We start from the raw sequence: 11,688 nt of genomic DNA, 5'->3' as shown, positions 1-11,688 counted from the left end.
GCAAAGCCATGAGAGATTACTGGCTCAACAAACTGTTTTTCGATCTGCAGCAGCCGGCGCTCGCTGGCGAGTTCAAGAAAGATCGCGAGGCAGTGCTGGCGCGCTACCCGATGAGCGCCGAAGTGCGCCGTGCCGTGATCGAAGACGACATCGCCGTGCTGGTGCCGCGCACCAACGCCTATCTGCTGCGATTCTACTACGCGATCCTCGGCGTCAAGGACGCGGAGTTCATCAGGCGGCTGAACGAATTGCCCGGCCACACGGAATTCAAGGAGCAAGCGTCACATGGCTAATCTCGTCGGGGTCTTTGCCGCCAGCCACGGGCCGATGATTGCCCGCGAATGGGACACGCTGTCGGCGCCCACGCGCAAGTCGGTCACGGAAGGATTCGAACGTGTCGGCCAGCGATTGATGGCGACGCGGCCCGACGTGCTGGTGATCGTGTCTCCGGATCACTGGTGCAACTTCTTCCTCAACAATTTTCCGGCCTTCTGCATTGGGATCGGCGAGGAGCATGACGGGCCGCCCGAGCCGTTTCTGAAAACGCGCTTCAATCATCCGGTTCTCACCGGACATCCGAGTTTCGCCCGGCACCTTATGGATACGGCCTTGCAGCGCGACTTCGATCCATCGTTGTCGCACCGCATGACGCTCGATCACGGCTTCTGCCTGCCGCTGTGGCGCATGGAGATCGACCCGGTCCCGCCGATCGTTCCGATCGTCGTCAACGAGGTCGATGACCCGATGCCGACGATGCGGCGCTGTCTCGCCTGGGGCTCGATGCTGCGGGCGGCCATCGAGAGCTATCCGCAAAAGCTTCGAGTGGCAGTGCTTGCAACGGGCGGCTTGAGCCATTTCATCGGCGAGCCCGGCATGGGCCAGATCGACGAGGCTTTCGACCGGACCTGCATCTCGCTGTTCGAAAACGGCGATCCAGCCAGGCTTGCCGCCACGCTGGAGCACGATGTGCGGCACACCGGCAACGGCGGCCACGAGGTCCGCAATTGGGTGGTCGCGCATGCGGCCGCGGGCAACCAGGGTTTCAACCTGATCGGCTATGCGCCGCTCGAGGAAATCTACGTCGGCTGCGCTTTCGCGGAATGGCGATTGCCGGCGTAGATAAAAAGACACGGCCGGGAGGACAGGGATGGCGTTGGGTTGGACGGTTCGCGCGCGTTTGGCAGTGCTTGCCTTGGTGTCCGTTTCGGTCAGCGCGATTTCAGCGAAGGCTGACGACTATCCGAACCGTGCCATCAAGATCGTCGTGCCGACGGGGCCGGCTGGAAGCTATGACGTCGTGGCCCGCGTGGTCGCCGATCAGTTGAGCAAGCGGCTCGGTCAGGGCGTCGTGGTCGAGAATCGCAGCGGCGCGGGCACCATCGTCGGCACGCAGTCGGTGATCGCTTCGCAGCCAGACGGTTATACGCTGCTGGTTGGTGGCTTGAGCAACATCGTGTTCAACGAGGCGCTGTACAAGAAGCCGCCCTACGATCCGCTGGCGCAGCTCGTGCCAATCGCGGTGGTCTACAAGCTCGCTTACGTGCTGATCGCGCCGGCGGACTTTCCGTTCACGCCGGTCGATGCCCTCATCAAGAAGGCCCAGACAAATCCCGAAGAGTTGCGGCTTGCGCACGCCGGCATCGGCAGTGGCCAGCAGGTCGTTGGCACGGCCTTCATGAAGCAGACGGGCGCCAAGCTGCAGGAGGTGCCGTATCGAAGCTCCTCCGCGGTCTATCCAGATTTGATCTCGGGCCGTGTCGACCTGTTCTTCGATTCCTCGACCGCGGCCATTCCTTATCTCAAGAGCAAGCAGATCAAGGGCGTGGCCGTGCTCGCTTCACAGCGGCTTAGGGACGCACCCGACGTGCCGACCATGGCGGAGCAGGGCGTGCGGGGCCTCGATGTCGATTCCTGGATCGGCCTGTTTGCGCCGGTGCATACGCCGCAGCCCGGGATCGAGCGCCTGCAGAAGGAGATCGCGGCCGCCATGCCGGAGCTCGAAGCTCGCTTCGTCGCGGTCGGCGGTGACGTCATGACGGTCGAACCGCAACGCCTGAACAGCTTCATTCGCGCCGAGCACGGCAAATGGACCAAGGTCATCAAGGATGCGGGTATTTCGCTCGACTGATGATGCCGTATAGTCTCGCCGCAATTCTGCCGGAGGGACCATGATCGTCGACATCTACACCCACATCTTCCCCGAGCGTTTCTTCCAGGAGCTGGAGCGCGGCTCGCCGAAGCTCGGCAACATGGGCAAGCGGCTGCGCAGCGTGCGCAAGCTGTTCGATCTCGATCTGCGCTTCAAGGACATGGATGCGATCGGTGACGATTACCGGCAGATCATCTCACTGCCCAATCCGCCGATTGAAGACATCGCCGAGGGAGCGGTCGCCAACAATCTGGCCAAGGTCGCCAACGACTCGATGGCCGAGCTGGTCGCGAAATATCCCAAGCGCTTTCCGGCCTTCGCCGCCGCCGTCAACATGAACGACGTCGACTTCTCGATCGCGGAAGCCGAGCGCGCCATCAAGATGGGCGCCAGGGGCGTGCAGACCTTCACCAACATCACCGGGCATCCGCTCGACGAGCTGCGCTTTAAGCCGTTCTTCGCCGCGATGGCGAAGCACGATCTGCCGATCTGGATTCATCCGGCGCGCACGTCGGCGATGTCCGACTATGCGTCCGAGCCACGTTCGCGCTTCGAGATGTGGTGGTGCTTTGGCTGGCCCTACGAGACCACGATCGCGATGTGCCGGCTGGTGTTCGACGGCATCTACGATCGCCATCCGAATCTCAAACTGATCACGCACCATCTCGGCGGCGGCATGATCCCATACTTCGACGGCCGCATTGGACCCGGCATGGACGTGCTCGGCTCGCGCACGGTCGACGAGGACCACACCAAGGTGCTGTCCTCGCTGAAGCGGCCGCACCTCGAATATTTCAAGGAGTTCTACGCCGACACTGCGATGTTTGGCGGGACCTATGGTCTGCCGTGCGGGATCAGCTTTTTCGGTCCGGAGCGGGTGGTGTTCGCCACCGACGCGCCGCTCGCCGCCATTCCGGTGCATATCCAGGCCATTGACGGCCTTAATCTCGACTCAGCTGTCTATAAGAAGATCATGGTCGGGAACGCCGAGCGGCTGCTGAACATGAAATTCAGCTGAGAGCTGGCGATTTAGGGGCAGAGGTCGGGGTTGCTCAACTTTCGGTCAAGGTTTGCGGTGGTAGTCCTTGTCCCGCTCGGGGTGGGGATTCTCATGTTCGCCGACGGCTTCTGGCGCGCCGCGCAGGCCATAACGTTGTGCTCGTTCACGGGCGGCCTGATCGGCTGCTCGAGCGAGACCTATAAGCCGCCGAGCAAGCCGACTTTCTACGAGAGCATGGCCTCGACCGATGCGCAGCTCGATGCCAAGGCGGCGGCGTCGATGATCTCCGGCTATCGCCGCAACAACGGGCTCGGCATCGTCAGCCTCGACGATCGTCTGATGAAGATGGCGGAAGAGCAGTCGCGCGCCATGGCGAGCAAGAATCGCTTCGAGCATGATGCCGCGGGACCATTTCAGCAGCGTGTCAAGCGGTCGGGCTACGATGCGAAGGTTGCGGTCGAGAACATCGGCGCGGGCTATCACACACTCGCCGAGGCTTTCTCAGGCTGGCGCGATTCGCCTCCGCATCGGGCCAATATGCTGCATAGCGGCGTAACAAAAATGGGCATTGCGGCGGTCTATACGCCCAATTCCAAGTACAAGGTGTTCTGGACCCTGATTCTCGCTGCGCCCGATGATCACAGGGGATAACCCTCTAAAATCAGGCGTTTTTCGCTAGTTTTTCTTAGCCAAGACAGCCCTGCGGTGGTTCCCTGGACTGCCTTGAATTGAGCGAAATGCCGGGTAATGCGTTGCGGAGCGCCCAATTCCGTGTATTCAGAGCGCATCATTTCAGAGGAGTTTCGACACAATGGCCACTCAGCCAGCAGCCGCCGCCGCGAAGGCCAAGCAGAATACCGTCAGCCTCAAGCACCTAGCCGCCACCTTGGCCGAGGATCATGAGATGCCGAAGAAGCAGGCCGAAGCCCTCCTCGGTGATCTCGTCAACCTCGTCACAAAGCATCTGAAGAAAGGCGACCGTATCCGTCTCGTCGGCCTCGGCGTCCTTCAGGTTCGCAAGCGTGCGGCGCGCATGGGCCGCAACCCCGCGACCGGTGAGCCGATCGAAATCAAAGCGAGCAAGAAGGTAGCCTTCCGCGCCGCCAAGGAGCTGAAGGAAGCAGTCTGACGCTTTCTCGATTTCGTTTGATGGAAATACAAACGCCCGGCCCGAGAGGGCTGGGCGTTCTGTTCTTCGATCTCAGTCTGTGCGGCGCACAGCAACTGGCTTAGTGCAACTTCGCCTGATCTTCGCCGGTGAGGTTCAGGAGAATGTATTGATCCTCGGCGACCTTTACGACTGCAGCAATCGCGCAGTCGGGATCTTCGGTCGGCTGGGCATCGCAGTCGTACATCTCGAAAATCGCACGCGTGACGCCGTCGGAGCAGTACGCGGTCTGCTCGTCCATATTCACCAGCACAACGTCGACGTCGATCACGCTACGCACTCACTCTACTTGGACACGCGAACACGAAACTCAAGCAGCCCGACTGGGCCGACGTTCGAGGCTAGCGGCTTACCCTTAACCGGGCAATGCAGCCGGCCGGATCGGCTGCGCGAGTCCGCACGATGCGAGAAACCCAGCATTCATGCGATGAATCGCGCGCACGCATTGCGCAAATGCAGCAACGTCATGCAAAGTCTGCGGCCCGATCCGCGCAAACGCAGATGCCGTCTGAGGTTTCGCGCGCTGCCACCATTTCGTGAGGAGTTTCCATTGTCTCATAAGGGGACTATTTTGGCGTTCCGGCTGGACCGGAACATGGCTCGTCGTTAGTTTTTCGCCGCATGTTGCCGGAAAGCCGCAGCTACGACGACCTGGTCCGCGAGTTCCGCTGGCCGAGGCCCGTGCAATTCAACATCGGTGTCGAGGTCTGCGACCGCTGGGCCGAGCGCGATCCGGGCCGGCTTGCGATCGTCGCGGCCGGCGCCGACGGCCGCGCGCAGGACGTGAGCTACGGCTGGTTGCGCGAGACATCGAACCGGCTTGCCAATGCCCTCGCGGCGCAGGGCGTTGCGCGCGGCGATCGCGTCGCGATCCTCTTGCCGCAGACGCCGGAGGTCGCGGCGATTCACATTGCGATCTACAAGCTCGGCGCCATCGCGCTGCCGCTTGCGGCGTTGTTCGGGACCGATGCGCTTGCGTATCGTCTGCAGAACGCCGGCGCCAAGGCGTTGATCACCAACGCACAGGGCGTGGCCAAGCTCGCGGAGATCAAGCGCGCGCAGGCGGACTCGCTGGCCGCGTTGCGGTTCGTCCTTTCGGTCGACGGCGCCGACGACGGCGCACTCAGTTTCCACGACGCGCTCACGCGCGCCTCATCGAATTTCACGCCGGTGCCGACCACGGCCGACGATCCGGCGATGATGATCTACACGTCCGGCACCACCGGCCAGCCGAAGGGCGCGCTGCACGCCCATCGCGTCTTGATCGGCCATATGCCTGGCATCGAACTCCCCCATGAATTTTTCCCGCAGCCCGGCGACCGCTTCTGGACGCCGGCCGACTGGGCCTGGGCCGGCGGCTTGCTCGATTGCTTGCTGCCGAGCCTCTATTGCGGCGTGCCGGTGGTGGCGCGGCGCTTCGACAAGTTCGATCCCGAGGAAGCCTTCGCGCTGATGGCGCGGCATGGCGTGCGCAACGCCTTCATTCCGCCGACCGCGCTGCGCATGCTGCGCGCGGTGCCAAATCCGCGCGGCCGCTATAATTTCGTGTTGCGCTCGGTCGGCTCTGGCGGCGAGGCGCTGGGTGCCGAGACCTTCGAGTGGGGCAAGTCCGCGCTCGGCATGACGATCAACGAGTTCTACGGCCAGACCGAATGCAATCTCGTGATCGGATCGTGCGCCGCGATCGGCGTGGTGCGGCCGGGTGCGATCGGCAAGGCGATCCCGGGCCACACCGTCGCGGTGATCGACGGCGAGGGCCGTGTGCGGAAGCCTGGCGAACTCGGCCAGATCGCGGTGAAGCGGCCGGACCCGGTGATGTTCCTGGAATATTGGGGCAAACCGGAAGCCACACGGGAGAAATTCATCGGCGATTGGATGACCACCGGCGACCAGGGCGTGATCGACGAGGAGGGCTACTTCACCTTTGTCGGCCGCGATGACGATGTGATCAACTCGTCGGGATATCGCATCGGGCCGGGCGAGATCGAAGACTGCCTGATCCAGCATCCGGCTGTGGCGCTTGCTGCGGTGATCGGCAAGCCTGACCCGGTCCGAGCCGAGATCGTCAAAGCGTTCATCGTGCTCAAGACCGGCCAGGCGGCGTCGCCGGCGCTGGCGGACGAGATCCAGGCATTTGTGCGCAAGCGGCTCTCGGCCCATGAATATCCGCGTGAGATCGCTTTCATCGACGAGATGCCAATGACCACGACCGGCAAGGTGATCCGGCGCCTGTTGCGCTCGAACGCCTGAGCGGCTTCAGCGGCCGCGCAGGCGGTTGCGGAGCTGTTTGGCCGCGGCGATCGCGTCCCGGCGCAGCCGCTCCATGTGGCAGGCCAGCGCGAACGGAATCATTGAGCGCCGCACCGCGATCAGCCGATCGGCGACTGCGAGGCGCTCGCGCCAGATATGGTCGATCATGGGATGCTCGGCGGCGGCGCAGGAATCGACCCGCGCGACATTGGCGTCTGCCATCAGCCGTTCGGTCAAATCGCAGACGAGCTGCACGCCTGGCGAGAAGCGAGCCATGCCCTCGTCATAAGCAATTTTCCAGCACCAGGCGGTGTTGCCGCTTTGCAGTGTCACCGTCGCGGTGATGGCGCGGCCGTCGAGCAGCATGCGGTCGACGCGGGCGTGGCGATCGGCCGCGAGCCCGGCAACGGCCGTCTGCACGAACGTCTTGATCGACGGATCGTCGACGATGGCGCTGCCGGCTGCGCCCTTCCAGCCGCTCGCCTCCAGCAGAAGAAAATCCTCGAGCGCAGCGGTGACTTCGTCCGGACCGGTGGCCTGCGTGAACGTAACGGGCGCAACGTCTTCGAGGCGCCGCCGCTGGCGGCGAAGCTCCTTGCGGCGACCCGAGGACATTGCGCGTTCGATATAGCTTGCGCGCTCGCTTCCCGGATCGAGCAGAGCTCGCTCGTGATGGCCGAAGCGGGCGTTGGCCTGCCCCCTTTGCGCGAGCACGGCATCGAGCGCAGTCGCGAACGGGCCTGACTCCGGCACATAAGGCATCAACAGAAACGACGGCGTTTTGGGATCGTGTGCAAGCCGATCGAGCCACGCGGTGATGATGCCTTCAGGATCGTCGCGGTCGACCAGCGGCACGCCAAGCGGCCCGAAAGGATGCGTCCAGCCCGTCAGCATCGGCATGAGGCCGCCCTGCGGCCGCTCCCGGCGCGCCGGAAACACGCCGGCGAGACGGCCGGCCGAAGTGCGAACCAGCGTTGCGCCCACACCGGCGCCAAACACGGGTGCGGCCGCGAGCATGAAGGCCGGCTCGTAGAACACATTCGGTTCGGCGGCGCGGCCGGCCAGCGTCTTCATTTCGTCGGCGAGCGGCGCGAGCGCGGACGCTTCAAGCCATTCGACCCGATAGAATTTGCTGAGTGGCGCGTGCATGGTTGGTCAGCGCGATTTGGCGCGGCTCCAGATGAAGACGTGAAGCCCGAGCCGCTTTCTGGTGACGGCGAACAGAAGTACGGATTCGAAGATCAAGGCGGTCGTGGTCGACACCGCCGCGCCCTCGACGCCGATCCGCGGAACGAGAATGACGCAGAGCACGAGATTGAGCGCAAACGCTCCGGCATAGACACTGGCGCAAGCGCGCTGCTCACCGAGCATGTTGAGCAGCCGCTCGATGGGGCCGACCGAAGCTCGCGCCATCAGTCCCACGGCAAGAATCCACATCAGATGGAAGCCGCCGGTGAATTGCGGTCCGAACAGCCAGAGCAGCGGCTGGCCCATCGCGAGGACGACGACACAGGCGGCAAGCGAAGCCCAGAACGTCCAGCGGATGGAATCGGCGAGGATGTTTTCGAGTTCTTCGCGATGGTCGCCGATATGGTACTTGCTGAAACGGTGCGCCACGGCAGCCGAGACGGCAAAATGCACGAATGCGATCAGCGCCAGCGTCTTGGCGGCCGCATAGTAGATTGCCACATCGTCGGGGGTGCGGAATTGCTGCAGCACGAGGATGTCGGTCGAAGTCAGCAGCACATAGAAGCCTTCCACCATCAGGATCGGCAGCGAGACCTTGAACCAGGTCTTGGTCTCGTAAGCGCGAGGGCCGGCTTCGATGGTGCGCGCCAGCCGCCTGTTAAGCAGCACGGTCTGACCGACCACGGTGAGCGCGAACGAGATCGCGACGGCGGTCACCGCGGTCTCGGCTGTGGTCTCAAAGCTCAAAAGGAACGCCGCCAGGATCAGCACCAGCATCACGACGTGGCGCACGATGTAGGGCGGCAGCAGCGCGAGATCGATCCAGTCGTAGGAGCGGGCAATGCCGTCCTGCATCTGCATCAGGCTGTAGAACGGCAGCGTGACGCAGGCGATCGACAGCGGCACCTCGACAACGTCGTCAAGGTAGGGCTCCAGCATTCGGATCAGGAGGAGGCCGCTGAGCGCGATGATGCTGGCACTTGCGATCGCAAGCCAGCGGCTGCGGGCGACAAAGCCGCGCAGCTTATCGAACGCTTGAAGCTTGGCATATTCGGGAATGAAGCGCTGCGCCGTGGTGGCGAGACCCAAGTCCGCCATATCACCGACGAGTGTCACCCAGGTCCAGACATAGACGTAGATGCCGAACTCGGTGCGACCCATCCAGCGCGCGAGCACGATCTGCGAAAGATAGATCAGCGCTGCGCTGCAGACCCGGATGAGGAAGGCTGCGCTTGCCACGCGTTGCGTCACCGAGCGATCGCTGGTGTCGGCGAGCCAGGCATTGAGTCGGGCGCGAATATGTGTGACGAGCCCGCTCACCGGCGGACGGGCCGGACGATCCGGATTTTGCGACTCGGTCAACGCCACGCAACACCTCGGCACGGCCGCGTCCGGGTGCGGCTCTTAAGCCGAGCAGGCCTAGCAAGGAACCGTTAACATTCGGTTGGGTGCGGGGTGCCGAATCGTCCTAGGGGCCAAGCCCGGCCAGCGTTTTCTCGACGATCTTGCGTTCGTCCGGCGTCAGCGCCGGCTGCGGCGGCACCGGGTCGCCGACGTCATAGCCCTGGATCGACAGCCCGGCCTTGACGCAGGCCGCAAGATTGAAGCGCGCGAAGGCCTCGTTGATGCCCCAGAGCTTGCGCTGCAACGTCATGGCTTCGTCCCAGCGACCGGTACGACACAACTCATAGAGTTGGACACTTTGCCGCGGCACGATGCAGGCCGGCCCCGCCATCCAGCCCACCCCGCCGATCAACATCACGGCTGCCGGGATATGCGCCGAGGCCGAGAACACCTGGATGTCCGGGCATCGGTTCATGATCGAGAGCAGCCGGCCGGTGTTGGTCGAGGCGTCCTTGATATAGCCGATGCGCGGATGCGCGCTGAGGCGCGCGATCACATCGAGGCTGAGATCGCTGCGCTGGAATTGCGGATTGGTGTAAAGCACCACTGGGATGTGCACGGCGTCGGCGATGGCGCGGAAGTAGGCCTCGACCTGAGCGTCCTTCAGCGGAAAGTAGGATTCGAGGATGGCAAGGATGCCGTCGGCGCCAAGCTTCTGATAGGTCTTGGCCTGCGCGACGGCGTCGGCGGTCGTGGTCGCAGCGACGCCCGCGACCACCGGCACGCGCTTTTGGGTCGCTTCGATGGTGGCTTGCACCATGGCAATGCGCTGCTCGGCATTGAGATAGGCGAACTCGCCGGTCGAGCCGAGCGGCGTGAGCCCATGCACGCCGGCCTTGATGAGATCGTCACAAAGCGTGCCCAGCACGTCGGTCTTGATGCGGCCTGCGGCATCGACGGGCGAGACGAGATAGGGGAAGACGCCGTGGAAATCGGTCATGCTGATGACACCTGCTGATCCGCATGCAGTGCTTCAGCTTAGCGTCCCGGTCAAGCGTGGATCGGTCATCTATTGCAAAGGGAGCGATCAATCCTCGCCGGCCTTGAAGCGATTCATGCCTTTCAGCGCGAAGGGCGCGATCAGCGCCAGCAGCGCGACGCCGAGCAGCGTCGCCGACATTGGGCTTTGCAGCAGCACCATCGGGTCACCGAGGCTGATCTGCAGCGCGCGGCGCAATTGGCTTTCGGCGACCGGCCCGAGAATGAGCCCGACCACCACCGGCGCGACCGGATAGTCGAAACGGCGCATGATAAACCCCATCACGCCGAAGCCCGCCAGCATCGACAGCTCGACCACCGAAGGCTTCGCGGCGATGGTGCCCATGGTGGCGAACACCAGGATGCCGGCGTAGAGCCACGGTGTTGGAATGGCGAGGAGCCGCACCCACAGTCCGACCAGCGGCAGATTGAGAACGAGCAGCATGCCGTTGGCGATGAACAGGCTCGCGATCAGGCCCCAAACCAGATCCGGCTTCTCGGCGAACAGCAGCGGTCCCGGATTGAGGCCATATTGCTGGAAACCGGCAAGCAGCATCGCGGCGGTGGCCGAGGTCGGCAGGCCAAGCGTCAACAGCGGCACCAGCGTGCCCGCCGCCGAGGCGTTGTTGGCGGCCTCGGGACCGGCGACGCCTTCGATTGCACCCTTGCCGAATTCCTCGGGGTGCTTCGCGAGGCGGCGCTCGGTCGAGTACGAGAGGAATGTCGGGATCTCGGCGCCGCCCGCCGGCAGCGCGCCGATCGGGAAGCCGAACAGAGTGCCGCGGATCCATGGCTTCCAGGAGCGCGACCAGTCCGCCGCCGTCATCCAGAGCGAGCCGCGCACCGGCTCGAGCTTCTCCTCGACCAGATGGCGCCGCGAGGCGACGTAGAGCGCTTCGCCGACCGCGAACAGTCCCACCGCGAGCGTCGTTACCTCAACGCCATCGAGGAGGTCCGGCACGCCAAACGAGAGCCGCGGCTGGCCGGTCAGCTTGTCGATGCCGACGAGGCCGAGCGTCAGGCCGATCAGCAGGCTTGTGAGTCCCCGAATGGGCGAGTCTCCAAATGTCGCCGACACGGTGACGAAGGCGAGGCACATCAGCGCGAAGTAATCCTCCGGCCCGAAATTCACCGCGACGTTCACGAGCCACGGCGCGAGGAACACGATGCCGAGCGTCGCGATGGTGCCGGCGACGAACGAACCGATCGCGGCCGTTGCGAGTGCAGGACCGGCGCGGCCGGCCTTGGCCATCTTGTTGCCCTCGAGCGCCGTGACCATCGAGGCGCTTTCGCCCGGCGTGTTGATCAGGATCGAGGTGGTCGAGCCGCCATACATGCCGCCGTAATAAATGCCGGCGAACATGATCAGCGAGCCGGCGGGATCGAGCTTGAAGGTGATCGGCAGCAGCAGCGCCACCGTCAGCGCCGGGCCGATGCCCGGCAGCACGCCGACGGCGGTGCCGAGCAGCACGCCGACCAGCGCGTAAAGCAGGTTCATCGGCTGGCAGGCGATGGTGAGGCCGTGGATCAGGGATGCGAGCGCTTCCATGG

The 11,688-nt window shown here is 63.9% G+C and carries 12 protein-coding genes; 7 read left to right on the top strand and 5 right to left on the bottom strand.

The genetic code is table 11. The features are described 5' to 3' along the window. Positions 1-8 precede the first annotated feature (8 nt). The 6 genes from RHPLAN_RS32985 (at position 9) to RHPLAN_RS32960 (ending at position 4,278) form a co-directional block, all read left to right on the top strand. Positions 9-293 (top strand): hypothetical protein, encoded by a 285-nt coding sequence (locus RHPLAN_RS32985; RefSeq protein WP_068027706.1) that lies wholly within the window; start codon positions 9-11, stop codon positions 291-293. After that, positions 286-1,119 (top strand): DODA-type extradiol aromatic ring-opening family dioxygenase, encoded by an 834-nt coding sequence (locus tag RHPLAN_RS32980; protein ID WP_068027703.1) that lies wholly within the window; start codon positions 286-288, stop codon positions 1,117-1,119. Before RHPLAN_RS32985 ends, RHPLAN_RS32980 begins: the two co-directional genes overlap by 8 nt. A 28-nt stretch (positions 1,120-1,147) precedes the next feature. Next, the gene (locus tag RHPLAN_RS32975; RefSeq protein WP_084246067.1) at positions 1,148-2,128 is read left to right on the top strand and encodes a Bug family tripartite tricarboxylate transporter substrate binding protein; all 981 of its coding nucleotides are present in this window, start codon (positions 1,148-1,150) and stop codon (positions 2,126-2,128) included. Positions 2,129-2,168: 40 nt separating this feature from the next. Further along, the gene (locus RHPLAN_RS32970; RefSeq protein WP_068027695.1) at positions 2,169-3,167 is read left to right on the top strand and encodes an amidohydrolase family protein; all 999 of its coding nucleotides are present in this window, start codon (positions 2,169-2,171) and stop codon (positions 3,165-3,167) included. Between the two features lie 93 nt (positions 3,168-3,260). Continuing rightward, complete coding sequence (locus RHPLAN_RS32965; RefSeq protein WP_068027692.1) at positions 3,261-3,800, top strand: CAP domain-containing protein; 540 nt, start codon at positions 3,261-3,263, stop codon at positions 3,798-3,800. 160 nt (positions 3,801-3,960) lie between these two features. After that, positions 3,961-4,278, top strand: coding sequence for an HU family DNA-binding protein (locus tag RHPLAN_RS32960; RefSeq protein ID WP_068027689.1), 318 nt, complete (start codon positions 3,961-3,963; stop codon positions 4,276-4,278). Positions 4,279-4,378: 100 nt separating this feature from the next. On the opposite strand, the gene RHPLAN_RS32955 is transcribed toward RHPLAN_RS32960, so the two are convergent. After that, positions 4,379-4,588: a hypothetical protein gene (locus RHPLAN_RS32955; protein WP_068027688.1), complete on the bottom strand. Its 210-nt coding sequence runs from the start codon at positions 4,586-4,588 to the stop codon at positions 4,379-4,381. Positions 4,589-4,938: 350 nt separating this feature from the next. Between RHPLAN_RS32955 and RHPLAN_RS32950 the strand changes: the two genes are divergently transcribed. Next, positions 4,939-6,567 carry an acyl-CoA synthetase gene (locus tag RHPLAN_RS32950; RefSeq protein ID WP_068027685.1) on the top strand — a complete coding sequence of 543 codons (1,629 nt, stop codon included), beginning with the start codon at positions 4,939-4,941 and terminating at the stop codon, positions 6,565-6,567. A 6-nt stretch (positions 6,568-6,573) separates the two neighbouring features. Here RHPLAN_RS32950 and RHPLAN_RS32945 read toward each other — a convergent pair whose 3' ends face one another. The 4 genes from RHPLAN_RS32945 to RHPLAN_RS32930 all read right to left on the bottom strand — a co-directional run bounded on the left by RHPLAN_RS32945 (position 6,574) and on the right by RHPLAN_RS32930 (position 11,686). Beyond that, positions 6,574-7,716 (bottom strand): GNAT family N-acetyltransferase, encoded by a 1,143-nt coding sequence (locus RHPLAN_RS32945; protein ID WP_068027682.1) that lies wholly within the window; start codon positions 7,714-7,716, stop codon positions 6,574-6,576. Positions 7,717-7,722: 6 nt separating this feature from the next. After that, positions 7,723-9,123, bottom strand: coding sequence for a lipopolysaccharide biosynthesis protein (locus RHPLAN_RS32940; protein ID WP_068027679.1), 1,401 nt, complete (start codon positions 9,121-9,123; stop codon positions 7,723-7,725). Positions 9,124-9,223: 100 nt separating this feature from the next. Beyond that, the gene (locus RHPLAN_RS32935) at positions 9,224-10,099 is read right to left on the bottom strand and encodes a dihydrodipicolinate synthase family protein (protein ID WP_068027676.1); all 876 of its coding nucleotides are present in this window, start codon (positions 10,097-10,099) and stop codon (positions 9,224-9,226) included. Positions 10,100-10,186: 87 nt separating this feature from the next. Next, positions 10,187-11,686, bottom strand: coding sequence for a tripartite tricarboxylate transporter permease (locus tag RHPLAN_RS32930; protein ID WP_068027674.1), 1,500 nt, complete (start codon positions 11,684-11,686; stop codon positions 10,187-10,189). Between the last annotated feature and the right edge of the window lie 2 nt (positions 11,687-11,688).

Origin of the sequence: Rhodoplanes sp. Z2-YC6860 (assembly GCF_001579845.1) — a bacterium.
Lineage (GTDB): Bacteria > Pseudomonadota > Alphaproteobacteria > Rhizobiales > Xanthobacteraceae > Z2-YC6860.
Note: the sequence above shows the minus strand (reverse complement) of the source record. Positions and strands in the feature narration are given on the sequence as shown.

Coding starts and splice junctions, on each gene's coding strand:
- RHPLAN_RS32985 (WP_068027706.1), top strand. CDS start 9: ATGAGAGATTACTGGCTCAACAAACTGTTTTTCGATCTGCAGCAGCCG.
- RHPLAN_RS32980 (WP_068027703.1), top strand. CDS start 286: ATGGCTAATCTCGTCGGGGTCTTTGCCGCCAGCCACGGGCCGATGATT.
- RHPLAN_RS32975 (WP_084246067.1), top strand. CDS start 1,148: ATGGCGTTGGGTTGGACGGTTCGCGCGCGTTTGGCAGTGCTTGCCTTG.
- RHPLAN_RS32970 (WP_068027695.1), top strand. CDS start 2,169: ATGATCGTCGACATCTACACCCACATCTTCCCCGAGCGTTTCTTCCAG.
- RHPLAN_RS32965 (WP_068027692.1), top strand. CDS start 3,261: ATGTTCGCCGACGGCTTCTGGCGCGCCGCGCAGGCCATAACGTTGTGC.
- RHPLAN_RS32960 (WP_068027689.1), top strand. CDS start 3,961: ATGGCCACTCAGCCAGCAGCCGCCGCCGCGAAGGCCAAGCAGAATACC.
- RHPLAN_RS32950 (WP_068027685.1), top strand. CDS start 4,939: ATGTTGCCGGAAAGCCGCAGCTACGACGACCTGGTCCGCGAGTTCCGC.
- RHPLAN_RS32945 (WP_068027682.1), bottom strand. CDS start 7,716: ATGCACGCGCCACTCAGCAAATTCTATCGGGTCGAATGGCTTGAAGCG.
- RHPLAN_RS32935 (WP_068027676.1), bottom strand. CDS start 10,099: ATGACCGATTTCCACGGCGTCTTCCCCTATCTCGTCTCGCCCGTCGAT.
- RHPLAN_RS32930 (WP_068027674.1), bottom strand. CDS start 11,686: ATGGAAGCGCTCGCATCCCTGATCCACGGCCTCACCATCGCCTGCCAG.